This is a genomic window from Methylobacterium tarhaniae (genome assembly GCF_001043955.1).
Taxonomy (GTDB): Bacteria; Pseudomonadota; Alphaproteobacteria; order Rhizobiales; family Beijerinckiaceae; genus Methylobacterium; species Methylobacterium tarhaniae.
This window is the reverse complement of sequence record NZ_LABZ01000255.1, coordinates 14,048-37,871: the sequence shown is the minus strand read 5'-3', so window position 1 is coordinate 37,871 and position 23,824 is coordinate 14,048. Positions and strand designations below refer to the sequence as shown.

Annotated in this window: 20 protein-coding genes and 1 pseudogene; 9 read left to right on the top strand and 12 right to left on the bottom strand. The window is 69.8% G+C overall.

All coding sequences use genetic code 11. From position 1 onward, the window contains the following. Nucleotides 1-117: 117 nt before the first annotated feature. The 3 genes from VQ03_RS27710 to VQ03_RS27700 form a co-directional block, all read right to left on the bottom strand. The gene (locus tag VQ03_RS27710) at nucleotides 118-1,854 is read right to left on the bottom strand and encodes a thiamine pyrophosphate-binding protein (protein WP_048454143.1); all 1,737 of its coding nucleotides are present in this window, start codon (nucleotides 1,852-1,854) and stop codon (nucleotides 118-120) included. A gap of 210 nt (nucleotides 1,855-2,064) precedes the next feature. After that, on the bottom strand, nucleotides 2,065-3,627 hold the full coding sequence (locus VQ03_RS27705; RefSeq protein ID WP_048454142.1) for a class I adenylate-forming enzyme family protein: 1,563 nt from the start codon (nucleotides 3,625-3,627) through the stop codon (nucleotides 2,065-2,067). A 269-nt stretch (nucleotides 3,628-3,896) separates the two neighbouring features. Beyond that, nucleotides 3,897-4,919: a TRAP transporter substrate-binding protein gene (locus VQ03_RS27700; RefSeq protein ID WP_048454148.1), complete on the bottom strand. Its 1,023-nt coding sequence runs from the start codon at nucleotides 4,917-4,919 to the stop codon at nucleotides 3,897-3,899. A 172-nt stretch (nucleotides 4,920-5,091) separates the two neighbouring features. Here VQ03_RS27700 and VQ03_RS27695 point away from each other — a divergent pair, with 172 nt between their 5' ends. Next, complete coding sequence (locus tag VQ03_RS27695; RefSeq protein WP_342586481.1) at nucleotides 5,092-5,829, top strand: GntR family transcriptional regulator; 738 nt, start codon at nucleotides 5,092-5,094, stop codon at nucleotides 5,827-5,829. A gap of 235 nt (nucleotides 5,830-6,064) precedes the next feature. Here the strand turns inward: VQ03_RS27695 and VQ03_RS27690 are convergent, their stop codons facing one another. From VQ03_RS27690 to VQ03_RS27665, 7 genes and pseudogenes are all read right to left on the bottom strand, one after another. Then, a complete protein-coding gene (locus VQ03_RS27690; RefSeq protein ID WP_048454140.1) occupies nucleotides 6,065-7,201 on the bottom strand; it encodes a sulfate/molybdate ABC transporter ATP-binding protein in 1,137 nt (378 codons plus the stop codon). A gap of 1 nt (nucleotide 7,202) precedes the next feature. After that, complete coding sequence (gene cysW, locus VQ03_RS27685; protein WP_048454139.1) at nucleotides 7,203-8,087, bottom strand: sulfate ABC transporter permease subunit CysW; 885 nt, start codon at nucleotides 8,085-8,087, stop codon at nucleotides 7,203-7,205. After that, nucleotides 8,080-8,949 carry a sulfate ABC transporter permease subunit CysT gene (gene cysT, locus VQ03_RS27680; protein WP_048454138.1) on the bottom strand — a complete coding sequence of 290 codons (870 nt, stop codon included), beginning with the start codon at nucleotides 8,947-8,949 and terminating at the stop codon, nucleotides 8,080-8,082. The genes cysW and cysT overlap by 8 nt, the downstream gene beginning before the upstream one ends. Further along, on the bottom strand, nucleotides 8,946-9,893 hold the full coding sequence (locus tag VQ03_RS34825; RefSeq protein ID WP_342586482.1) for a sulfate ABC transporter substrate-binding protein: 948 nt from the start codon (nucleotides 9,891-9,893) through the stop codon (nucleotides 8,946-8,948). Before VQ03_RS34825 ends, cysT begins: the two co-directional genes overlap by 4 nt. A gap of 60 nt (nucleotides 9,894-9,953) precedes the next feature. Beyond that, nucleotides 9,954-11,354, bottom strand: a pseudogene (gene cysN, locus VQ03_RS34820) (sulfate adenylyltransferase subunit CysN); the annotation flags it as partial. Continuing rightward, a complete protein-coding gene (gene cysD / locus VQ03_RS27670) occupies nucleotides 11,354-12,289 on the bottom strand; it encodes a sulfate adenylyltransferase subunit CysD (RefSeq protein WP_048454136.1) in 936 nt (311 codons plus the stop codon). The pseudogene cysN and the gene cysD, both read right to left, overlap by 1 nt. Beyond that, nucleotides 12,286-13,149, bottom strand: a complete 864-nt coding sequence (locus VQ03_RS27665) for a phosphoadenylyl-sulfate reductase (protein ID WP_048454135.1) — start codon at nucleotides 13,147-13,149, stop codon at nucleotides 12,286-12,288. Before VQ03_RS27665 ends, cysD begins: the two co-directional genes overlap by 4 nt. A 213-nt stretch (nucleotides 13,150-13,362) precedes the next feature. On the opposite strand from VQ03_RS27665, the gene VQ03_RS27660 reads away from it, so the two are divergent. The 3 genes from VQ03_RS27660 (at nucleotide 13,363) to VQ03_RS27650 (ending at nucleotide 17,983) form a co-directional block, all read left to right on the top strand. After that, on the top strand, nucleotides 13,363-13,854 hold the full coding sequence (locus VQ03_RS27660) for an Lrp/AsnC family transcriptional regulator (protein WP_048454134.1): 492 nt from the start codon (nucleotides 13,363-13,365) through the stop codon (nucleotides 13,852-13,854). A 108-nt stretch (nucleotides 13,855-13,962) separates the two neighbouring features. Beyond that, the gene (locus VQ03_RS27655; RefSeq protein ID WP_048454133.1) at nucleotides 13,963-15,744 is read left to right on the top strand and encodes a diflavin oxidoreductase; all 1,782 of its coding nucleotides are present in this window, start codon (nucleotides 13,963-13,965) and stop codon (nucleotides 15,742-15,744) included. A 424-nt stretch (nucleotides 15,745-16,168) separates the two neighbouring features. Continuing rightward, the gene (locus tag VQ03_RS27650) at nucleotides 16,169-17,983 is read left to right on the top strand and encodes an NADPH-dependent assimilatory sulfite reductase hemoprotein subunit (protein ID WP_048454132.1); all 1,815 of its coding nucleotides are present in this window, start codon (nucleotides 16,169-16,171) and stop codon (nucleotides 17,981-17,983) included. A gap of 126 nt (nucleotides 17,984-18,109) precedes the next feature. On the opposite strand, the gene VQ03_RS27645 is transcribed toward VQ03_RS27650, so the two are convergent. Then, nucleotides 18,110-18,676, bottom strand: a complete 567-nt coding sequence (locus tag VQ03_RS27645; protein ID WP_048454131.1) for a glutathione peroxidase — start codon at nucleotides 18,674-18,676, stop codon at nucleotides 18,110-18,112. Between the two features lie 166 nt (nucleotides 18,677-18,842). Here VQ03_RS27645 and VQ03_RS27640 point away from each other — a divergent pair, with 166 nt between their 5' ends. Both VQ03_RS27640 and VQ03_RS27635 read left to right on the top strand, forming a co-directional pair. Beyond that, nucleotides 18,843-19,040 (top strand): hypothetical protein, encoded by a 198-nt coding sequence (locus VQ03_RS27640; RefSeq protein WP_048454130.1) that lies wholly within the window; start codon nucleotides 18,843-18,845, stop codon nucleotides 19,038-19,040. A 94-nt stretch (nucleotides 19,041-19,134) separates the two neighbouring features. Further along, nucleotides 19,135-19,773 (top strand): TetR/AcrR family transcriptional regulator, encoded by a 639-nt coding sequence (locus tag VQ03_RS27635; protein WP_048454129.1) that lies wholly within the window; start codon nucleotides 19,135-19,137, stop codon nucleotides 19,771-19,773. A 226-nt stretch (nucleotides 19,774-19,999) separates the two neighbouring features. Here the strand turns inward: VQ03_RS27635 and VQ03_RS27630 are convergent, their stop codons facing one another. Further along, nucleotides 20,000-21,031 (bottom strand): SDR family oxidoreductase, encoded by a 1,032-nt coding sequence (locus tag VQ03_RS27630; protein ID WP_048454128.1) that lies wholly within the window; start codon nucleotides 21,029-21,031, stop codon nucleotides 20,000-20,002. A 224-nt stretch (nucleotides 21,032-21,255) separates the two neighbouring features. Here VQ03_RS27630 and VQ03_RS27625 point away from each other — a divergent pair, with 224 nt between their 5' ends. Genes VQ03_RS27625 through VQ03_RS27615 form a run of 3 tightly spaced genes read left to right on the top strand, consistent with a single transcriptional unit; the run spans nucleotide 21,256 to nucleotide 23,770 of the window. Beyond that, nucleotides 21,256-22,197 carry an ABC transporter substrate-binding protein gene (locus VQ03_RS27625; RefSeq protein ID WP_048454147.1) on the top strand — a complete coding sequence of 314 codons (942 nt, stop codon included), beginning with the start codon at nucleotides 21,256-21,258 and terminating at the stop codon, nucleotides 22,195-22,197. 5 nt (nucleotides 22,198-22,202) lie between these two features. Further along, nucleotides 22,203-22,976 (top strand): ABC transporter permease, encoded by a 774-nt coding sequence (locus VQ03_RS27620; RefSeq protein ID WP_048454146.1) that lies wholly within the window; start codon nucleotides 22,203-22,205, stop codon nucleotides 22,974-22,976. Beyond that, the gene (locus tag VQ03_RS27615) at nucleotides 22,976-23,770 is read left to right on the top strand and encodes an ABC transporter ATP-binding protein (protein WP_048454127.1); all 795 of its coding nucleotides are present in this window, start codon (nucleotides 22,976-22,978) and stop codon (nucleotides 23,768-23,770) included. Before VQ03_RS27620 ends, VQ03_RS27615 begins: the two co-directional genes overlap by 1 nt. Nucleotides 23,771-23,824 lie beyond the last annotated feature (54 nt).

Sequence of the window (23,824 nt, the reverse complement as noted above, 5' to 3'; positions counted from 1 at the left end):
GGCTCACCGCCCCGGGCCGCGGCGCCGGCGAGACCCTGTCGCGCGACCTGCCCCCCGAGGCCTACCGCCCGCCGCAGGATCGCGGGCCGGGGCGGTGAGCCTGCAGGCCGCGGCGCCTCACACGGTCTCGCCGCGGCGCCGCCTTTCGGCATCGTCCCAGGCGGTGAGGGGCTGGTAATCGGGCACGAAGCCGAGGCCCTTGCGCGCGTCCGACGACACCGCGACCTGCGAGGTGGTGACGTCGATCAGCGCCGGGGCGTTGGCGAGCGCCCGCTCGATCGCCGGGGCTAAGTCCTCCGGCCGCTCGACCCGCTCGCCATGGGCGCCGAGCGCCCGGGCCATCGCGGCATAGTCGGAATCGGCCAGCAGCGTGCCGACGACCCGGCCGCCGTAATTGAACTCCTGGTCGTAGCGCTCGATGTTCCAGGCGGCGTTGTTCGACACGATGATGACGGGCTTCGCCCCGTGGCGGACCGCGGTGTCGATCTCCATCGCGTTGATGCCGAAGGCGCCGTCGCCGGTGACGCAGATCACCTGCCGGTCGGGATGGGCGAGCGAGGCGGCGGTGGCATAGGGCACGCCGATGCCGAGGCAGCCGAAGGCGCCCGCATCGAGATAGGTCCGCGCCTCGAGGCCGACCCGGGCGAAGCTGAGGAGGTCGCCGCCATCCGCCACCGCGATGTAGTCCGGCGCCGCGACCTGCCGGATCGCCTCGAAGATCGCCGCCGGATGGACGCGGCCGTCCTCGCCGGTCTGCGGCACGCTTCCGCCGGTCGAACGCTTGACGTGGCGCGCCCGCAGGCCTTCCGCCCAGGCCCGGTCGAGGGCGGGCGACCGGTTCCCGGCGGCGTCGACGATCGCCGCCAGCGCGAGGCTCGGGGTCGCGAGCAGCTCCGGCTCGCCGCGGCGGTTGTCGACGAGCTCGCCCGCATTGTCGGCGATGCGGACGAAGCGGGCATTGGGGAACACCGCCGGCGAGCCGTAGCCGAGCTGGTAGTCGAGCTTGCGGCCGATCACCAGGACCACGTCGGCCTCGGTCATCGCGGCGGCCCGCATGGCGCCCACCGTCGCCGGGTGGTCGGCCGGCACCAGGCCGCGGCTCTCCTGGGTGTCGAGATAGACCGCGCCCAGGGCATCGAGGAGGCGGACCAGCTCCGGGCCGGCTTGCTTGGCGCCGCGCCCGCTCACCACCAGCGGACGCTTGGCGCTCCACAGCACGTCGACGGCCTTCGCGATGCCGGCCGGATCGGGCGGCAGGCGGCGGGGTGCCTTCGGCGCCATCCAGTCGTCGAGCACCAGCTGCGGCGGCACGTGGGCGCGCAGCACGTCGGTCGGGATCTCGATGTAGACCGGGCCCGGTTCGCCGAGATCCCCCATGGCGCGGGCCAGAGCCTCGTCGAGCTCGCGGATCACCTGGTCGGCGACCCGGGCGGTGCGCGACTGGCGGGTGACCGGGCGCAGGATGTCGACGTGCGGGATGTCCTGGAGCGGCCCGAGATTGGCCTGCGGCCGCGAGGTGCAGCCGCCGATCAGCAGCACCGGGACGCGGGCGAGCGAGGCGTTGGCGATGCCGGTGACGCAGTTGGTGACGCCGGGTCCGGCGGTCGCCATGCAGACCCCGAGTTCCCCGGTGAGTTCCGCGTGGGCGTGGGCCATGTGGACGGCCGCCCCCTCGTCGCGCACGTCGACGATGCGGATGCCGAGGCGGGCGCAATGATCCCAGATCGGCTGGATATGGCCGCCCTGGAGGCCGAACACCCGATCGACGCCCCGCGCCTTCAGGAACTGGGCGATCCAGGCGGCGCAGGATTGCGCGTCGGCGTTGAGGTCCTGGACGGTGGCCTGCTGGCTCATGGGTTTTCTCCCTCTCGTTATGTCGTTGTTCGCGCCATCGGTGCGCCGTGCTCGCCTCGGAATCCATTCCGGGTGAGTTCGTCATCGTCGCAGATCACGAAGCCCCGATCCGCTGCCCGCACCAAGATAGGGCGCCCTTCTCCTCTCCCCGCGGGCGGGGAGAGGAGAGACCCGCGACCGATCCGTCGAGCGGCGCAGGTATGGCCGCCCCTACCCCTCCCCCTGCACCAGCCGTTCCTTCAGCTTCCGGTGCAGGTTCTTCCCCGTCGCCGTGCGGGGCATCGCCTGGTCCTCCATGAACGAGACCGTGCGCGGGCGCTTGAAGCCGGCGAGGCGATCCTTGCACCAGCCGAGGATCTCGGCCTCGCTGGCCGAGGCGCCGTCGCGCAGGACGATCACCGCGTGGACGCGCTCGCCCCAGGTCTCGTCCGGCAGGCCGACCACCGCGACGTCGTGCACCGCCGGATGGCTGCCGAGCAGGGCCTCGACCTCGGAGGGATAGATGTTCTCGCCGCCGGAGATGATCATGTTGCTCTTGCGGTCGACGAGGTGGATGAACCCGTCGGCGTCGCGCCGGGCCATGTCGCCGACGGTGCAGTACTCGCCGCGGAAGGCCTCTTTCGTCTTCTCCGGCAGCTTCCAGTAGCCGTCGAACAGGTAGGGATTGGAGCAGTACAATTCGCCGGCCTCGCCGTCCGGCACCTCGTTGCCGGCCTCGTCGATCAGCTTGATCGGCGCCGAGCCGACGCATTCGCGGCCGACCGAGCCGAGCTTGGTGAATTGCTCCGGCGGGTGCAGCATCGTCGCCCAGCCGACCTCGGTGGCGCCGTAGAGTTCGTAGAGCCCGGAATTCGGGAAGAACTCCATCACCGCCCGCTTGGTGTCGGGCCGGGCCGGGGCCGAGGAGATCATCAGGCGGGTGATGCGGGTGAGGTCGTAGCGCGCCGTCGCCTCCCGGCTCAAGCCCAGCATCATCGCGTAGTGGGTCGGCACCAGGGAGGTGAAGCTCGCCCCGCCCTCGGCCAAGGCCCGCACGCAATGCTCCGGATCGAAGCTCTTGCGCGAATACACGCTGGTGACGCCGCCGCAATAGCTGAACGCGCCGAAGAAGTAGAGCGAGTTGGCGTGGCACAGCGGCATGACCAGCAGAGCCGAATCGCGCCGGTGGATGCCGAGTTCGATCTCGGTGATCATCGACAGCATGGCGGCGCCGCGATGCGAGCGGATCGCGCCCTTCGGCTTGCCGGTGGTGCCCGAGGTATACATCAGCATCCACGGATCGGCCGGGTCGACCGCGATGCCGGGCTCGTCCTCGCGTGCCTTGGCGATCAGGTCCTCGTAGGCGGAGAAGCCCGCCGGGCAGGGTGTCGCCCCGAACCACACCACGCGGGATTCCGCCACCGGCAGGTCGGCCCGGATCTCCTCGATCGTGCCGGCGAGCTCGTCCTGGAGGATCAGGGCCGAGACCTCGGCATCCTCCAGGATGTAGCGCACCTCGGGACCGACGAGCCGGAAGTTGATCGGCACCGCGACGAGGCCGGCCTTCGCCATGGCCGGGTAAAGCTCCAGCCACTCGACGCAATTGTAGGCCAGCACCGCCACCCGGTCGCCCTTCTTGAGGCCGAGGCCGAGCAGGCCGTTGCCTAGGCGGCAGGCGCGGGCGTTCCATTGCCGGAACGTCATCTCGCGCTCGAGGTCGCGCGCGCCGATCCGGTCGGGTTGCAGGCGCGCCTGGACGGCGAGCATCTGCCCGGGCGTGAGCACATCCCTCATCGTGGTCGTCCTCGCTTCCTCGTTCTGTTCGGGCTCGTGTGACCACGACTGTCAGGTCACGCCGACGGCGGGTCTCCCTCCATCGTCATTCCGGGGCCGCGAAAGCGGGACCCGGAATCCAGACACTCAGGTGGAGGAGAGTGAGCTGCAGGCTGTCGGCCTTTTCCTGGACCACCACCTGTCCTCGATTCCGGGCTCCGCCTTCGCGGCCCCGGAATGACGCCGTGAGTGTCAGGTCGGTCGGAGACAATAACAGCCGGTCCGAATCCTCAGCCGATATCCCCGGCATATTTCTGCACCAGCGCCCAGGCCTCGGGCCCGAATTTCTCGCGCCACTGGCCGTAGAACTTCGTCGCCTTGAGCGCGGACTGGAAGGCGGCCGGGTCGGTGGTGTTGAACACGAGCCCCCTCCCCTCCAATTCCTTCTGGGTGTCGCGGTTGGCCTGGGCGATGTCGTCGCGCTCCTTCAACGCCGCCGCGTTGAGGTGCTTCTCCATGATCGCCCGCACGTCGGCCGGCACGCCCTTCCAGACGCGGCCGCTCGCCATCATCCAGAACCCGTCCCAGGCATGGTTGGTGAGCGAGCAGTATTTCTGCACCTCGTAGAACTTGGCGAAGTTGATGAGCGCCAGCGGGTTCTCCTGCCCGTCGGCGATCTTGGTCTGGAGCGCCGAATAGGCCTCGCTCAACGGGATGCTGACCGGCGCGGCACCGAGTGCCGAGAACATCGAGACCCAGAGCGGCACCACCGGCACGCGGATCTTGAAGTTCTTGAGGTCGTCGGGCGTCCGGATCGGCTTGGTGCTGGTGGTGATCTGCCGGAAGCCGTTGTCCCAGGTCGTCTCGAACGGGACGAGGTTGGCCTTCTCGATCGACTTGCGGATATAGCCGCCGACCTCGCCGTCCATCGCGGCCCAGACCTTGTCGTAGCTCGTGAAGGCGAAGCCGATGCCGGTGAGCGAGGTCGCCGGCACCAGGGTCGAGACCACGGTGCCGGGAAAGGTCGCGAGTTCGAGGGCGCCCGAGCGGATCTGGGACAGCATGTCCGAGTCGCTGCCCAGCTGGTTCGACGGGAACAGGCTGATCTCGACCGCGCCGTTGGTCTCCTTGCCGATCGCCGCGATCGCCTCCTTGAGGCGCACGTTCAACGGATGCGGCACCGGCAGGTCGGTGCCGAGCTTGAAGGTGAGCTTCTGGCCTTGCGCCAGGGCCGGTCGCGGAAAGCCGGCGGCGAGCGCGGCGGCGGCACCGAGGCCGGAGGCCAGCAGGTGCCGCCGGTGAAGCCCCGTCATGCGGGGCTGGGGCACGCGGGGGTGGTTCATGGCGTTTCTCCCTCGACCGAATCCCGATGCCGTCACTCCGGGAGCATCCCGCCGCGGCATTTATTGAATTCAGAATTCGAATTTCGAATTCGGTATTGCACAAGCCTCCAGTTTGCGCAACACGTCGGAGACGAGTTTTTGCGTGAAGGGGGGTCCGGCCATGGCCGGCGAGACCGATGCCCGCAGCCTGACGCGCCACCGGCTCGTCGAGCAGGTCTACGGTGCGATCTTCAGCGAGATCACCGAGGGGCGGCTGCCGCCGAATACACGGCTGATCCAGGACGAACTCGCCGATGCCTACGGCGTCTCGCGCCAGCCGGTGCAGCAGGCGCTGCTGCTCCTGCGCAACCACGGCATCGTGCGCGATGCGCCGCGGCGCGGGCTGGTGGTGGCGCCGCTGGAAGCCTCGTTCGTGCAGAACCTCTACGAGGTGCGCGGCGTGCTCGAAGGCCTGACGAGCCGGCTCGCCGCCGAGCGCAATCCCGCCCGTGCCGGCCGCGAGGGCCCTCCCCTGGTGGCGGCGGGCCGCGCGGCGGCGCAGACGGGTTCCGTGGCGGAGCTGATCGCCGCCGACATCGCCTTCCACCGCTTCCTCGGCGAGATCGCCGAGAACCCGATCATCGTCGAGACTGCGGCGCCGCATTTCAACCACCTGCGGCGGATCATGGGCGAGGTCCTGCGCGAGGACGAGACGATGCCGGCCCGCATCTGGGACGAGCACGCGGCGATCCTCGAGGCCATCGCGGCGGGCGACGCCGAGACCGCCGACCGGCTGTCGCGCCAGCACATCGCCCGGGCGGCCACGGTGTTCGTCGAGCGGCTACGGGCGCAGGAGGATGCGTTCGCCGAGGAGGCAAAAAGCCGGCGGGTGCGGCGGTGAACGGACTTCGCTAAAGTGGTTGCAGGGTTTGCAACAAAAATCTGCAATACGACAAGATTATATGCAGATGAGGCGTTGCCATGCTAACGCAAGTCTGCTTGGCCCCGAAGTGGAGAGCGGGCCACCGGCCGGATTCCGGCAGTCTTGGACCCCTCCATGTCATCCCGGGGCCGCTGCGCGGCCCCGGGATGACGCGGAGGATGGAGCGGGCGTCGAGCGAGCCCGGATGCCGCGCTCAGTTGCGCGGGAACACCCGCGCCGCGCCCACAGCCAGCGCCACCCGATCCCCCGGCTCGTAGACGTCGGTCACCTTGACCTCGACCGGGGCCTCGGCGCCGTCGAGCAGGATCTCCGCGACGGTGCCCCGTCCGGTGCGGCGCCATTCGCGCACGGTGCCGGGCAGCGTGCCGGGGCCCTGCCCCACCGTGAGGTCCCAGGGCCGCAGGCAGAGATCGACCGCACCTTGCGGCCAGCCCGGCTCCGCCGCGATGACCGGCCGGCCGGCGACGCGGACCTCGCCGCCCGCGACCTCCGCCGTCAGGCGCGCGGTCTCGCCGACGAAGGACATCACGAAGCGCGAGGCCGGATGGTCCTGCACCTCGTGGGGGGCGCCGACCTGCTCGATGCGGCCCTTGTTGAGGATCGCGATCCGGTCGGCGAGTTCCAGCGCCTCGTCCTGGTCGTGGGTGACGAAGATCGTCGTCTGGCCGGTCTCGCGGTGGATCTCCCGCAGCCAGCGGCGCAGGTCCTTGCGCACCTGGGCGTCGAGCGCGCCGAACGGCTCGTCGAGGAGCAGCACCGAGGGCTCAACCGCGAGTGCCCGGGCGAGCGCCACCCGCTGGCGCTGGCCGCCGGAGAGCTGGCCCGGATAGCGCTTGGCGAGGTCGGGCAACTGCACCAGCTCCAGCAGGCGCTCGACCCGGCGACGGATCTCGTCTTCCTTCGGGCGGTGGGCCCGGGGGCGCGAGCGCAGGCCGTAGGCGATGTTCTCGAACACCGTCAGGTGGCGGAACAGGGCGTAGTGCTGGAACACGAAGCCGACGCCGCGGCGTTGCACCGGCAGATCAGTGGTGTCCTGGGAGCCGAAGAACACCTTGCCGCCATCCGGGATCTCGAGGCCGGCGATCACGCGCAGCAGCGTGGTCTTGCCGGAGCCCGAGGGGCCGAGGAGCGCCAGCAACTCGCCCGGCTCGATCGCCAGGCTGACGCCTTCGAGCGCCGCCGGTCCGGGGCCGCCGTAGCGCTTGACGATGCCGTCGACCCGCACGGAGGTGCCGGCCTGGCGCAGGCGCTCGGCGGAGGCCGCCTCGACCGGGCGGGCGGGCGCCTCGCGGCGCAGGGACAGGGCGGTGGGAGCGAATCCTGCCGTCATCTCAGTGGGCTCCGCGTCCGGCCAGCGCATCGGCGTGGCGCCATTCCAGGAAAGATTTACCCGCCAGGGTGACGAGCGCGAGGAGCGCCAGAAGCGAGGCGATCCCGAACGCCGCCACGTAATTATACTCGTTGTACAGAATCTCGACGTGGAGCGGCATGGTGTTGGTCAATCCCCGGATGCGGCCCGACACGACCGAGACGGCCCCGAACTCGCCCATCGCCCGGGCGTTGCAGAGCAGCACGCCGTAGAGCAGCGCCCAGCGCACGTTGGGGAGCGTCACGGTGCGGAAGACCCGCCACGGGCTCGCCCCGAGGGTCAACGCGGCCTCCTCGTCGGTGGTGCCCTGGTCCTGCATCAGCGGGATCAGCTCGCGGGCCACGAACGGGAAGGTGACGAACACCGTGGCGAGCACGATGCCCGGCACCGCGAAGATGATCTCGATCCCGTGGCGCTGCAGGAACGGCCCGAACAGCCCCTGCGCCCCGAAGATCAGCACGTAGATCAGGCCGGCGACCACCGGCGAGACCGAGAACGGCAGGTCGATGAGGGTGATGAGCAGGTTACGGCCGCGGAAATCGAACTTGGCGATGGCCCAGGAGGCGCACAGGCCGAACACGACGTTGAGCGGCACCGCGATCACCGCGACGAGGAGCGTCAGGCGGATCGCCGCGAGCGCATCGGGCTCGGCGAAGGTGGCGAGGTAGGAGCTTAAGCCCTTGCTCAGCGCCTCGACGAACACCACGGCCAGCGGCAGCAGCAGGAACAGCCCCAGGAAGGCGACGGCCAGGAGCGTGAGCCCGATGCGGACCGGGCGCGGCTCGGTCAAAGCCGCGTGCAGGCCGCGCGGCTCGGGGCGAATGGAGGGAACGGTGGTCTCAGACATGACCGAACCTGCGGCGGCTGAAATCCTGCAAGAGGTTGATGGCGAGGAGCGCGGTGAAGGACATCAGCAGCATCACGGCGGCGATGGCCGTGGCGCCCGCATAGTTGAACTCTTCGAGCTTGATCACGATCAAGAGCGGGGCGATCTCCGAGACGTAAGGCAGGTTGCCGGCAACGAAGATCACCGAGCCGTATTCCCCGACCGCCCGGGCGAAGGCGAGGGCGAACCCGGTGAGCATCGCGGGAATCAGCGGCGGCAGGATCACCGTGACGAGGGCCCGGAAGCGCGAGGCGCCGAGGATCGCCGCGGCCTCCTCGCTCGACTTGTCGATCTCGGCCACCAGCGGCTGCACCGTGCGCACGCAGAACGGCAGGCCGACGAAGACCAGCGCCACCAGGATGCCGAGCGGCGTGTAGGCGACCTTGATGCCGAGGGCCATCAAGGGCTCGCCGAGCCAGCCGTTCGGCGCGTAGAGGCTGGCGAGGGCGATGCCGGCGACCGCCGTCGGCAGCGCGAAGGGCAGGTCCACCAGAGCGTCGATGATCCGCCGGCCGGGGAAGCGGTAGCGGGTCAGCACCCAGGCGATGAGGAGCCCGAACACCGCGTCGATCGCCGCGGCGGCCAGCGACAGGCCGAACGAGGTCTTGAGCGCCGCGAGGTTGCGGGAATCGGTGACGAGCGCCCACAGGCCGGCCGGGCCGACGCTGGCGGCGCGCAGGAGCAGCACCGCCAGCGGCAGCAGGACGAGCAGGGTCAGGTAGGTGAGCGTGATCCCGAAGGTCAGGCGAAAGCCGGGAAGCGCGCTCGGTCGCCGGAAGCGGGCCGCTCCCCGCCCCGCGGGCAGGGCCGCGGCGTTGCTCATTGGCGGGACTTCAGGATGGCGTCGAACACGCCGCCATCGTCGAAGTGGGTCTTCTGCGCCTTGGGCCAGCCGCCGAAGGTGTCGTCGATGGTGACGAGCTTCAGCTTGGGGAAGCGGGCCAGATCCTCCTTGGAAGCCGCCGATTCGTCGCGCGGGCGGTAGAAGTTCTTGGCGATGATGGCTTGCGCCTCAGGCGTATAGAGGAATTGCAGGTAGGCCTCGGCTTGGCGGCGGGTCCCCTTCTGGTCGACATTGGCGTCGATCAGCGCCACCGGCGGCTCGGCCAGGATCGACAGCGAGGGCACGACGATGTCGAACTTGCCCTTGCCGAATTCCTCGTCGGCCAGGAACGCCTCGTTCTCCCAGGCGATCAGCACGTCGCCGAGGCCCCGCTGCACGAAGGTGGTGGTGGCGCCGCGCGCCCCGGTGTCGAGCACCGGCACGTTCTTGAACAGGGCGGTGACGAAGTCCTTCGCCTTAGCGTCGTCGTTGCCGTTCTTCGACAGCGCGTAGGCATAGGCCGCCAGATAGTTCCAGCGCGCCCCGCCCGAGGTTTTCGGATTGGGGGTGATGACCTGGATCCCCGGCTTCACCAGGTCGTCCCAGTCCTTGATCGCCTTCGGGTTGCCCTTGCGGACCAGGAACACGATGGTCGAGGTGTAGGGCGTCGAATTATGGGCTAAGCGCTTCTGCCAGTCGGCCGGCAGCTTCTTCGAGCGGGCGGCGATGGCGTCGATGTCGCTGGCGAGCGCCAGCGTCACCACATCCGCCGGCAGCCCGTCGATGACCGAGCGGGCCTGGGCGCCGGAGCCGCCATGCGAGGCGCGCACCGTCACGGTCTCGCCGGTCTTGGCCTTCCACTCCTTGGCGAAGGCCGCGTCGATCGCCCGGTACAGCTCCCGGGTCGGGTCGTAGGAGACGTTGAGCAGCGTCTGCGCCTCCACCGGGGCGGGCGCCCCCGCCAGCGCCAGGAGCGAGGCCCCGGCGGCGAGCGCCAGGGACGAGCCGCGGAACAGCCGCTTCAGGGAGCCGAGCAGGCCGCCGCCGGCCGGAGCCGCTTCGGTCTTCGGAGCTTCGGTCTTCGCGCCGCCCTGCGGCGCGACCGGCAGAGCCTGGACGAGCCCGAGGGCCGCCGTGTCGGTGGTCGCCCGGTCGATCAGGATCAGGCTGCCGGTATCGCGGTTCTGCCGGTAGGCGTCGACCGCGACCTTGCGGTCGAGGGTCAGGGTGACGTCGCCGATGTCGTTGGCGCTCAAGGACGCGGCCGGCACCCCCTGCCCGGTCTCGGTGTCGATGCGCGCGCGCACGGCCTCGACCACGGCATTGGCCGTCACCGTGCCGACCTTGGCGAGGTAGGTGGCGCCGGGGGTCAGCTCGGCCTCGTTGGCCCAGAACAGCCGGACCTCGAGCCGGTCGCTGACGATCGGCGGTTGCGCCGCCGCCGTGATCACGCTGCCGCGCGAGGCATCGACCTCGTCGGCGAGCACCAGGGTCACTGACTGGCCGGCGATGGCCCGGGGCAAGTCGCCGTCATAGGTGTAGATCCGGGCGATCGTCGACGGGGTGCCGGCGGGCGCCACCACCACCTTGTCGCCGACCGCGACGCTTCCTGAGGCGATCAGGCCGGAGAAGCCGCGGAAGTCGGAATTCGGCCGGTTGACCCACTGCACCGCCATGCGGAAGGGAGCGACCTCCTCCTCGACATGGGCCGGCACCTCTTCGAGGTACTGCAGCAGCGGCACGCCGGTATACCAGGGCGCGGCGGCGCCGGGCAGCACGACGTTGTCGCCGTTCGCCGCCGAGAGCGGGATGCCGGCGACGTCGGCGAAGCGCAGGTCCTTCGCGAAGGCCTGGAACTCGGCGACGATCGCCTCGAACCGGTCCTGCGACCAGCCGATCAGGTCCATCTTGTTGACCGCCAGCACGACGCGGCGGATGCCGAGTATCGAGACCAGGAGCGCATGGCGCCTTGTCTGCGGGCTCAGGCCCTTGCGCGCATCGACCAGCAGCACCGCGACCTCGGCGGTCGAGGCGCCGGTCGCCATGTTGCGGGTGTACTGGACGTGGCCGGGAGTGTCGGCGACGATGAACGAGCGCCGCTCGGTCGAGAAGAACCGGTAGGCGACGTCGATGGTGATGCCCTGCTCGCGCTCGGCCTGGAGGCCGTCGACGAGGAGCGCCAGGTCGATCTCACCGCCCCGGGTGCCGTGGCGGCGCGAATCGCGCTCGAGCGCGCTGACCTGGTCGTCGAAGATCTGCTTGGTGTCGTGCAGCAGGCGCCCGATCAGGGTCGACTTGCCGTCATCGACCGAGCCGCAGGTGATGAACCGCAGCACTTCCTTCCGCTGGTGGGCGGCGAGGAACGCCTCGTAGCCGAAGGCGCGGGTGGATTGATGCACGGTCATCAGAAGTAGCCTTCCTGCTTCTTGCGCTCCATGGCGCCGGCGCCGTCCTTGTCGATCACCCGGCCCTGCCGCTCGGAGGTGCGGGCCGCCAGCGTCTCGCCGATGATCTCCGGCAGGGTCGCGGCGTCGCTCTCCACCGCCCCGGTCAGCGGGTAGCAGCCGAGCGTCCGGAACCGCACCAGGCGCATCTCCGGCGTCTCGCCGGGCTGGAGCGGCAGGCGCTCGTCGTCCACCATGATCAGCTGCCCGTCGCGCTGCACCACCGGGCGCTCGGCCGCGTAATAGAGCGGCACGATCGGGATGTTCTCCTGCTCGATGTAGAGCCAGATATCGAGCTCGGTCCAGTTCGACAGCGGGAAGACGCGCAACGACTCACCGCGCTGCTTCTTCATGTTGTAGAGGTGCCAGGGCTCCGCGCGCTGGCGCTTCGGATCCCAGCGGTGCTGCGCGGTGCGCAACGAGACGATGCGCTCCTTGGCCCGGGAGGCCTCCTCGTCGCGGCGCGCCCCACCGAAGGCCGCGTCGAACTTGTGCTTGTCGAGGGCTTGGCGCAGGGCCTGGGTCTTCATCACGTCGGTATGGACCTCGGAGCCGTGGCTCACCGGCCCGATGCCGCGGGCGAGCCCGTCCGGGTTGGTGTGGACCAGGAGATCCAAGCCGAGCTCCTTGGCGCGCCGATCGCGAAACGCGATCATCTCGCGGAACTTCCAGGTCGTGTCGACGTGAAGCAGCGGGAACGGCAACCGGCCCGGCGCGAAGGCCTTCAGGGCCAGGTGCAGCAGCACCGAGGAATCCTTGCCGATCGAGTACAGCATCACCGGGTTCTCGGTCTCGGCGACCGTCTCCCGCATGATGTGGATGCTCTCGGCCTCCAGGCGCTGGAGGTGGGTCAGGCGGTCGAGCCCGTCGGTGCGGATCTTGAGGGCGGCGCTCATGCGGCCAGCTCCGGGTTGGATGTCTTGGAAGTGGATGTCTTGGAAGCGGATGCCTTGGAAGATGTGCCGGACGAGGAGGCCGGCTCGAAGGGGCGCGGCTCCTGCCCGGGACGGATCTCGCTGCCCGGGGCGCCCGCGACGTGCAGGCCGCATTCCTGCTTGCCCGCCTGCTCCCACCACCAGCGGCCGGCCCGCTCGGGCTCGCCGACCTTCACGGCGCGGGTACAGGGCGCGCAGCCGATCGACGGGAAGCCGCGATCGTGCAGCACGTTGTAGGGCACGTAGTTCTGGTGGATCAGCTCGGCGAGCGCCTCGCGGGTCCAGTCGGCGATCGGGTTGAGCTTGATGAGGCCGCGGGCATGGTCGGCCTCGGCGAGCGGCGTCTCGGCGCGGTTGGCCGATTGGCCGGCGCGCAGGCCCGTGAGCCAGCCGGCGGCGCCGGCGAGCGCCCGGCCGAGCGGCTCGACCTTGCGGAAGCCGCAGCAGGCCTGCCGCGCCGCGACCGAATGGCGGAAGCCGTTGATGCCGGATTCCGCGACGAAGTTTTCCTCGGCCTCGCGCTCCGGCGCGTAGGCGCGGATGCGAAAGCCGTAGGCGGCTTCGGTCTCGGCCCAGGTGTCGTAGGTCTCGGGGAAGAGCCGGCCGGTATCGAGGGTGACGATCTCGGCGCGCGACTTCGCCATGCGGAGCGCGTGGGTGAGCGCCTGGTCCTCGAGGCCGAAGCTCGTGGTGAAGACCAGGCGGCCGTCGACCGTCGCGTCGATCAACGCGAGGCGCGCCGGTAGGGCGAGGGGACGCAGGCGCGAGGCCAGATCCTCCGCAAGGGCGTTTTGCGCCGCGCGGTCGAGGGGAAGGGTCATGGAGAGCCCGGGATTGGCTGCTTGTGTGACCGGGTAACTGTTCGCTATACCGAACACTGTCAAGGCATGGCTGGGATGCGATCCGGTGTTTTTCGCGACCGCGCGTCCGGAAATCGCCGGTGATACGAGCCCTGGCGAATGCCCCGGTCGGAAAACCGTTCCCTGACCGAGGGTCATCCTTGAAAGAATCTTCTCCCAAACCGGAGCCGCGCAGTGGATGCCATCGACCTGAAGATCCTCGCCCTGCTCCAGAACGACGCGACGCTGTCGATCGCCCAGATCGGGGAGCGCGTCGGCCTGTCGCAGACTCCCTGCTGGAAGCGCATCCAGCGCCTCGAGGCCGACGGGGTCATCGACCGCCGGGTGGCGGTGCTCGATCCCGTGAAATTAGGCCTGGGGTTAACAGTTTTCGTCTCGATCGAGACCAGCGACCACTCGCGCGAGTGGCTGGAGCGCTTCGCCGCCACCGTCTCGGCCATGCCCGAGGTGCTGGAATTCTACCGCATGGCCGGCGACGTGGATTACATGCTCCGCGTCGTGGTGGCCGACATGCAGGCCTACGACGCCTTCTACAAGCGCCTGATCGCGGTGCTGCCGCTGAAGAACGTCACGTCGCGCTTCGCCATGGAGAAGGTGAAGAGCACCACGGCCTTGCCGCTCCCGACGGCGCCCTTCGTCCAGCCCGTCGCGGCCAACGGGAAATAATTTTCTCTCAGTCGTCCTGCGGGCGATAACGATGATCTCCCGCGGGCGCGTTCTTCAAAAAGAACATTTCGGTTGACTCCGGCGCGGCGCGGGCACATCTGTGCGGGCATGTCTCGCCCCGCGCTTCTCCCCCGCACGGCTCCCTTCGGCGACGCCGAACGGGCCCATCTCGATGCCGCCCTCGGCTCCACCACCGCCTTGCAGCGCGCGTGGCTGGCCGGCTTCCTCGCCGGCCTCGACGCCGCCGGAGGTGCCGTCGCCGCCGTTGAGGCCCCTGCCCCGGCCGCCCCGCCTCGCGCCGCCGAGCCGCTGACGATCGTGTTCGCCAGCGAGTCGGGCAACTCGGAGAAGCTGGCCGGCGACGTGTCCAAGCTCGCCCGCAAGAACGGCTTCAAGCCGAAGGTCGTCGACTTCGCCGACCTCGACGTCGCCGCCCTGGGGAAAGAGAAGCGCCTGGTCGTCATCGCCGCCACCTGGGGCGAGGGCGAGCCGCCGGCCCGGGCCGTGCGCGCCTATGGCGAGATCATGGGCGAGGGTGCGCCCCGCCTCGACGGGGTCGAGTTCGGCGTGCTGGCGCTGGGCGACACCTCCTATGCCGAATTCTGCGCCATCGGAAAGCGCCTCGATGCCCGCTTCGAGGAGCTGGGCGCCAAGCGCGTGCTGCCGCGGGTCGATTGCGACCTCGACTTCGACAAGCCGGCCGCCGCCTGGATCAAGGACGCCCTCAAGGCGCTCGCTCCGGCCGAGGCCGCCGCCGGCAACGTCGTGGCGGTGGATTTCGCCCGCGGCGCCGGCGCCGACGAGGAGGTCGAGGTCAGCCGCGAGCCGGTCACCGTCGAGGTGATCGAGCACGTCAACCTCAACTCGTCGCGCTCCGACAAGGAGACGATCCACCTCGCGCTCGCCTTCGAGGACGGTGCCCCTGCTTACGAGCCCGGCGATTCCCTGGAGCTCTACCCCGAGAACGACCCGGCCCTGGTCGACCAGATCCTGAAGGCCGCCGGCCTGGAAGGCGACTCGGTCCTGCGCCAGGCTTTGCTCGCCGAGCGCGACATCACCACCCTGTCGGCCGCGACCGTCGAGCGCTTCGTCAAGGCCACCGGCCACGAGGAGGCCCGCCGCCTGATCGAGTCGAACGAGGTCCGCGCCTGGATCGAGGGCCGGCACCTCATCGACCTGATCGAGACCTACCCGGCGAAGCTCTCGGCGCAACATCTCGCCGACATCACCCGGCCGCTGCCGCCGCGGGCCTACTCGATCGCCTCCTCGCGGGCCGAGGTCGGCGACGAGGCCCACCTCACCATCGCGGCGGTGCGCTACACCACCCACGACCGCGCGCGGACGGGCGTCGCCTCGGTCCACGTGGCGGACCGGATCCGCAACGGCGCCAAGCTGAAGGTGCGGGTGAAGCCGAACAAGCACTTCCGCCTGCCCAAGGATCCGGCCACCGACATCGTCATGGTCGGCCCCGGCACCGGCGTGGCGCCGTTCCGCGCCTTCGTGCAGGAGCGCCGCGCCACCGAGGCGCCGGGCCGCAACTGGCTCTTCTTCGGCGACCGTCACTTCACCCACGACTTCCTGTACCAGCTCGAATGGCAGGAGGCCCTGGAGGACGGCTCGCTGGCCCGCATCGACGTCGCCTTCTCCCGCGACCAGCCGGAAAAAATCTACGTCCAGGACCGGATCTGGGAGCAGCGGCGCGAGCTGGTGTCCTGGCTCGATGGCGGCGCCCATTTCTACGTCTGCGGCGACGCCAAGGCGATGGCCAAGGACGTGCGGGCGTCGCTCGTGAAGGCCTTCGCCGACGTGAAGGGCCTGGACGCGGCAGCCGCCGAGGCGGCGGTGGCCGGCCTGGAGCGCAGCCACCGCTACCAGCAGGACGTGTACTAAGATATTCGCACCGCTTTCCCTTTCCCGAGTGGGAAAGGAGCCTGGGCATGAACCCTCCCCCCTCTGCGGGGGAGGGTGCCCCGCGGATGCGGGGTGGGAGAGGGGAACCACGCTTCCGGAAAGGTCGCGACTTTGATGAAGGGCGCCCTCTGTACGAGCGTCGCGCTGCCCCTCTCGGCGGGACTTCGTCCCGCTGCGCTCGCTCCGCTCGCCACCCTCCCCCGCAGAGGGGGGAGGGATCATGCTCTCGGCCGTCGCGCCCGCACGACGGCGCGGTTTGAGTTCGACTCGGAGCCGTAGCACCCTCACCCTGACCCCTCTCCCGCTCGGAAGAGGGGTTCCCGCGTCTCATTCGGTGCTGTCAGGCGCCTGGGACGCTGGTAGATGATGCGCCGGACCCGGCGCCCGAACGGACACCACCCCCATGGCCGACCACAAGACCGCCGACTCCTCCACCGCCGAGCGCGTTTACGAGACGCCGCCGACCGAGCGTCCGATCACCGATGCGGAAGCGGCGCGAGCCGCCAAGCTCTCGGCCAACGAGCACATCAAGATCGCCAGCGGCTACCTGCGCGGCACGCTCGCCGAAGGGCTCCTGAAGAACGCGACGGGTGCGATCTCGGACGATGACGGGCAGCTCGTGAAGTTCCACGGGATGTACCTGCAGGACGACCGCGACCTGCGCGCCGAGCGCACCAAGAAGAAGCTCGACAAGGCCTATTCCTTCATGATCCGCCTGCGCATCGCCGGCGGCGTCGTGACGCCGAAGCAGTGGCTGATCCTCGACGAGATCGCCCGCACCTACGCCAACGGGACCCTGCGCGCGACGACGCGCCAGACCTTCCAGTATCACGGCGTTATCAAGTCGAACCTGAAGCGCACGATGGCGGCGATCGATTCGGCTCTGCTCGACACGATCGCGGCCTGCGGCGACGTCAACCGCAACGTGATGGCGGCGACGAACCCGGCCCAGAAGGGCGCCCACGAGGCCGCCTACAAGCTCGCCAAGGACATCTCCGACAGCCTGCTGCCGAAGACCAATGCCTGGCGCGAGATCTGGCTCGACGGCGAGCGCGTGGTCGGCGGCGAGGACGCGGCCGAGGTCGAGCCGGTCTACGGCAAGACCTACCTGCCGCGGAAGTTCAAGACCATCGTGGCGGTGCCGCCCTCCAACGAGGTCGACGTCTACGCCCACGACCTCGGCTTCATCGCGATCCTCGACAAGAAGGGCAAGGTGACGGGCTGGAACGTCACCGTCGGCGGCGGCATGGGCATGACCCACGGCGAGACCGACACCTTCCCGCGCACCGCCGACGTGATGCTGTTCGCCGAGCCCGAATACGCGCTCAAGGTCGCCGAGGCGGTGATGACCGTCCAGCGCGACTGGGGCAACCGCAACGTCCGCAAGAACGCCCGCCTGAAGTACACGATCGAGCGCTACGGCCTGAAGGCCTTCCGGGCCGAGGTCGAGAAGCGGGTCGGCCGCGCCTTCCAGGATCCGAAGCCCTTCACCTTCACGGGCAACGGCGACCGCTACGGCTGGGTCGAGGGCGACGACGGCAAGCACCACCTGACGCTCTACGTGCCGTCCGGCCGGATCAAGGACGTCGAGGGCGGGCCGCAATTCCTGGCGGGCCTGCGCCGCATCGCCGAGGTGCACCAGGGCGATTTCCGCCTCACCGGCAACCAGAACGTCATCATCGCCAACGTTCCGGCGGACAAGAAGGCGGAGATCGACGCGCTGGTGCAGGAATACGGCCTCACCACCGGCGCGGGGGCTTTGCGCCGCAACAGCCTCGCCTGCGTGGCGCTGCCGACTTGCGGCCTGGCTCTGGCCGAGAGCGAGCGCTACCTGCCGAGCCTGATCGACGAGCTCGAGGAGAGCCTGGCCTGCCACGGCCTCGCCGAGGACGACATCACCATCCGGATGACCGGCTGCCCCAACGGCTGCGCCCGGCCGTTCATCGCCGAGATCGGCCTCGTCGGCCGCGGCCCCGAGCGCTACAACCTCTATCTCGGCGCCGCCTTCGACGGCTCGCGGCTGAGCAAGCTCTACGCCGAGGACGTGACGGCCGCCGACATCCGTCCGAAGCTCGACCCGCTCTTCGCCGCCTATGCCAAGGACCGGACCAAGGGCGAGCGCTTCGGCGACTTCGTGATCCGGGCCGGCTACGTGGCGAAGACCGGCAACGGGCCGGACTTCCACGTGCAGACCGGTGCGCAGAAGGCGGTGGCCTAATCGGTTTGGCGTGGGCTCGGCGCGTCAGGCAACCGAGCCCACTGCCCTTCCCACCCTCAGGATGAGGTTTTGGGTTGGATGGAGGGGAGAGGTTTCCGGCTTCCAGTCTCGCGAGACGGAACTCCCTCACCCCGCCGCGTCCAGCTCCTTGACGATCGCCGCGATCACCCGCGGATCGGTCGGCTCGACCGGGGTCGCGAAGGCCGCGGCCACGTGGCCGTCGCGGCCGACCAGGTACTTGTGGAAGTTCCAGCGCGGGGTTTCGGCCGGCTTCTCGGCGGCGGCCCAGCGGTAGAACGGGTGCGCCTGCGCCCCGGTCACGCCGGTCTTGGCCACCACCGGAAAGGTGACGCCGTGGTTCTTGCGCGCCGCCTCGGCGATCGCCATCCCGTCGAGGGGTTCCTGGCGCCCGAAATCGGCCGAGGGCACCGCGATCACCGTCAGCCCGCGGGCGCCGAACCGGGTCCAGAGCTGCTGCAACCCCGAGAATTGCGGGGCGTAGCCGCAGGCGGTCGCGGTGTTGACCACCAGGATCGGCTTGCCCATCAGCTCGGCCAGCGCCAGGCTGCCGCCCTCGGGCCTCGCGAAGCTGAAGGCGGAGGCGGTCGCGCTGCTCTGCAGCGGCGCGGCGCGGGCCGGCAGGCTGACGGCGCCGGCGATCAGGAACAAGGCCTCGCGGCGGGCGACCGGCATCGGGATGTCTCCTGGCGGAACTCGGCCGATTGTCCCCCGGGGCAAGGCGCGGCGCAAGCGGCCATGCATGGTCGAGCTTGCGCGAAGTCCGGCGATCGGCCGCAACGTCGTGTGAACTTCCACCCGACTGTCACGTTGTCCGGCAGGATTGGTCGGGAGGCCGGAGATGGGCGGGCACGAGATTCTGAACTACTTCGAGCATCGTCGCGACGGGGCCTGGGTCTGCACCAGGCCGGTCACCCTGACCACGGCCCGCGAGAGCGTGGCGATCCGGCCCGGCATGCGCTTCGACTATGGCAAGAAGGTCGGCGGCATCGATCTCGCCGAGTATCTGGAGCGGCTGGGCTCGCAATTCGGGTCCTGATCGGGCCGGCGCGGGGTGACGCAGATGCCACACCCCGCGCCAAGGTCGCCGATGCCTTTTGACCCGCATGCAATCGGCACGATAGGCTTCGCGGATGATCCCTGCCCTGTCCGCACCTCCACCGGTCGAGGAAACGTCGTCCGATACCCGCTGCCGCATCCTGGCGACGGCGGAGCGCTTCTTCCGTGAGATCGGCTACCAGAAGACCACGGTGGCCGACATCGCCAAGACCCTGCGGATGAGCCCGGCCAACGTGTACCGGTTCTTCGACTCGAAGAAGGCGATCAACGAGGCCGTGGTGGCGCGCCTGATCGGCGAGGTCGAGGCGCGGATCGCCGCCCTCGCGGACCGGCCCGGCCTCCCGGCCGAGGCCCGCCTGCGCGAGATCATCGTCTTCCTGCACCGCGACGCCGTCGGCCGCTTCACCGGCCATCCGCGCATGCACGAGATGGTCGAGGCGGCCATGTCCGAGAGCTGGGACGTCTGCCGCCACCACGTCGACCGGATCACCGCCGTGCTGGAGCGCGTCATCGCCGACGGCGTGGCGCGGGGCGAGTTCGCGGTCGAGGATCCGGCGGTGGCGGCGCGCTGCGTCCATACGGCGATCGTGCGCTTCTGCCACCCGGTGCTGGTGGTCCAGTGCCCGGAGGATTTCGTGCCGGCCCTGGACGCGATGATCGCCTTCCTGATGGGTGCGCTCAGGGCGGAGCGACGTGCGGCCCGGGCGAGCTGAGATCGTCCGCTGCAACCACGAGACCGGTGAGGAGCCCTCCGCGGCGGGTTTGGCCCCGGCACGCATCGTCGCCGGCCGGTGCGGGTCCGGGGTGATGCGGCCGCGCCGCCGTCCCGCCCTCCCCGCCGCCGATGACGCATCCGGATCCCCGGAGTGGCAGCGGCGGCGCTGAGGCAGGCTCGGCCGTCTCGGCGACGGGCCGCGAGGGCCGAGAACCGGAGACGCGTCAGCGGCTCGCGATCCGGGGATCCCGCTGTCCGCTCCGTCTGGCCGCCACCAGCGCCGCCCCGCCGATCAGGCCTGCCGCCGCGATCATCCCGAGATGCAGCCACATCGGGTCCGCTGCCACGACGCTGCCCTTGGCCCGCGCGCCGAACCGGCCGTGGGCGCCGGAATCGCTGTGGGCGTCGACCGGGTCGAACAGGTTGTCGGGCCGCCCGGGCTCCGCCGGCTCGTCCGTCATCTCGCCCTCGTAGCCGTGGCGGGCGAGGTAGTGGTCGGTGAAGGCGGGTGCGCCTTGTGCCCCCAGGATCGCGAGCCAGGACGGGGTGCCGATCCAGAGTTCGCGGGGCGCGTCGTAGGCCGCGCGCACGATCTCCTCGGCGATCGCCTCGGGCTGGAAGATCGGCGGCACCGGCCGGAGGCGGCGCGGCAGGCGCGAGCGGGCCCAGTCGAATTGCGGCGTGTTCACCGCCGGCAGCTGCACCATGGTGAGGCGGATGCCGCTGCGGTGATGCAGCAATTCCGTGCGCAGGCTGTCGACGAAGCCGCGCACCGCCGACTTGGCGGCGCAATAGGCCGATTGCAGCGGGATCGACCGGTAGGCCAGGGCCGAGCCGACATGCACGATGGTGCCGCGGTCGGCCTCGCGCATGTGGCGCAGGGCCGCGAGCGTGCCGTGGACCTGGCCGAGATAGGTGACCTCGGTGACGCGCCGGAACTCCTCCGGGCTCATCTGCGCCACCTCGGCATAGACCGTCACCATGGCGTTGTTGACCCAGACGTCGATGCCGCCGAACTCGTCCGCGAAGGCGTCCGCCGCGCGGTCGACCGCCCGCGGATCGGCGACGTCGGCGCGGTAGCCCAGTGCCCGGCCCCCGACCGCCCGCACCTCCTCGACCGAAGCGGCGATCCCCGCCCGGCCCCGCGCCACGATGCCGACATTCCAGCCCCGGCGCCCGAAGGCGACCGCGACCGCGCGCCCGACCCCGGCGCTGCCGCCGGTCACCACGACGGTGGGGCGCGTGCTTCCGCTCATCCGACTGCTCCTCGTGACAACCGCGTCAACCCCGACAACGCGCGCGGCGCCGTTCGGGTGCAGGGGGCCGGGGCGGCAGGGGACGTGCCGGATCCGCGGGCAACCTGCCCGCTATTATGTCTATACACAACGGCCGGGCGACGGTACGACAGGCGAGGCTTGGCGAGTGGGGCTTGGCGGGCGTTGCTTGGCGAGTGGATCGTGCAGGCGAGCGGGAGGGGATGATGAAGGCGGTTGCCGCAGGTTTGGTGGTCGCGGCCGCGCTGGCCGGTCAGGCCGCCGCGCAGGAGACGAAGGTGACCGTCGGCCTGTCCGGCTGGACCGGCTTCGCGCCCCTGACGCTGGCGAAGGAGGCCGGCATCTTCAAGAAGAACGGCCTCGACGTCTCGCTGAAGAAGATCCCGCAGGCGAGCCGCCATCTCGCCATCCGCTCCGGCGACGTGCAATGCGCCGCCACCACGGTCGAGACCTGGGTGGTGTGGAACGCCAACGGCGTGCCGACGAAGCAGATCTTCCAGCTCGACAAGTCCTACGGCGCCGACGGGCTGGCCGTCCGCAACGACGTGTCGTCGATCAAGGACCTGAAGGGCAAGACCGTGGCCGCCTCGGTCCCCGGCACCGCGCCCTATTTCGGCCTCGCCTGGATCCTCAAGGCGAACGGCCTGTCGCTCAAGGATGTGAAGGTCGTCAACCTCGAGCCGGGCCCGGCCGCGCAGGCCTTCATCGCCGGCCAGAACGATGCCGCGATGACCTACGAGCCCTATCTCTCGTCGGTGCGCGCCGCGCCGCAGGCCGGCAAGATCATCGCCACCACCCTCGACTATCCGATGGTGATGGACACCTTCGGCTGCACCCCCGAATTCCTCGATCAGAACCCGAAGGCCGCGAAGGCGCTCGCCGACAGCTACTTCGAGGCGCTCGACATGATCGCCAAGGATCCGCAGAAATCCTACGAGATCATGGGCGCCGACGTGAAGCAGACCGGTGAGGCCTTCGGCAAGTCCGCGCAATTCCTGCGCTGGCAGGACCGCGCCGCCAACAAGGCGTTCTTCAACGGCGAGCACCAGAAGTTCTCCGAGCAGGCGGCCGAGCTGCTGCTCGAGATCGGCGTGATCCGGCAGAAGCCCGACATCGCCGGCCTCGCCGATTCCCGCTTCGTGCAGTGAGGTCCCTGCGTCCGCTGCAGCCGGTCGGCGGCCCGGCGAAGGCCGTCCTCGGCTTGAGCTTCTTCGTGCTGTTCGTGGCGGCCTGGGCCGCCGCGACCCTCGGGGGGCTGGTGCCCAAGACCTTCCTGGCCGATCCGATCACCATGGTCCAGGACGGCTGGCTGCTCCTCACCCGGTTCGACTTCCTGTCGGATATCGGGATCACGGTGTGGCGGGTGCTCGGCGGCTTCCTGCTCGCCTCCCTGATCGCCGTGCCGCTCGGCGTGATGATGGGCGCCTACAAGCCGGTCGAGGCGTTCTTCGAGCCCTTCGTCTCCTTCGCCCGCTACCTACCGGCCTCGGCCTTCGTGCCGCTGCTGATCCTGTGGGCCGGCATCGGCGAGACGCAGAAGCTCCTCGTCATCTTCATCGGCTCGGTGTTCCAGCTCATCCTGATGATCGCGGTCGCGGTCGGCAATGTCCGGCGCGACCTCGTCGAGGCGGCCTACACGCTCGGCGCCAGCGACGCCGGCATCATCCGCCGCGTGCTGCTGCCGGCGACCGCCCCCGAGATCGCCGAGATCCTGCGCCTCGTGCTCGGCTGGGCCTGGACCTACGTCATCGTCGCCGAGCTGATCGGCTCCTCGTCGGGCATCGGCCACATGATCATCGAGAGCCAGGCGCTCCTCGCCACCGGGCAGATCATCTTCGGCATCATCGTCATCGGGCTGATCGGCCTCGTCTCGGACTTCCTGTTCAAGGCGGCCAACCGGCTCCTGTTTCCCTGGAAGCTCGCCTGATGCGGGACAGTATCGAGGTCGCGGTCGAGGGCGTGGCGCGCGTCTTCCCCGGCAACCGCGGCGCCAAGCCCGTGCAGGCCCTCAGCCCCACGGATCTCGTGATCGCCAAGAACGACTTCATCACCATCCTCGGGCCCTCCGGCTGCGGGAAGTCGACGCTGCTCCGCATCGTCGCCGGGCTCGACCGGCCGAGCGCGGGCCGCGTCCTCGTCGAGGGGCGCGAGGTGCGCGGGCCCGGCCCCGACCGGGGCATGGTGTTCCAGTCCTACACCCTGTTTCCGTGGCTGACGGTGGCCGAGAATATCGGCTTCGGCCTGCGCGAGCGCGGCGTGCCGACCGCGGAGCGCCGCGAGATCGTCGCGGCCTATCTCGACAAGGTGGGCCTGCGCGGCTTCGAGGGGCATTACCCCAAGCAGCTCTCCGGCGGCATGCAGCAGCGCACCGCCATCGCCCGCGCGCTCGCCAACGATCCCGCCATCCTGCTCCTCGACGAACCGTTCGGGGCGCTGGACAACCAGACCCGCGGGCTGATGCAGGAATTGCTGCTCGGCATCTGGGAGCGCGAGCGCAAGACCGTGATCTTCGTCACCCACGACATCGAGGAGGCGATCTTCATGGCCTCCCGGGTGATCGTGATGACGGCCCGCCCCGGGCGGATCAAGGCCGACGTCCCGGTCGAACTCGGCCATCCGCGCCACTACACGGTGAAGACCAGCCCCGAATTCTCGCGGCTGAAAGCCCAGCTCACCGAGGAGATCCGGGCCGAGGCGGTGCTGGCGGCGCGGGAGCATTGAGGGCCGGTTCGGTGCCGGGCGGCAAAGATCTATTTCTCCACGTCATACCGCCGC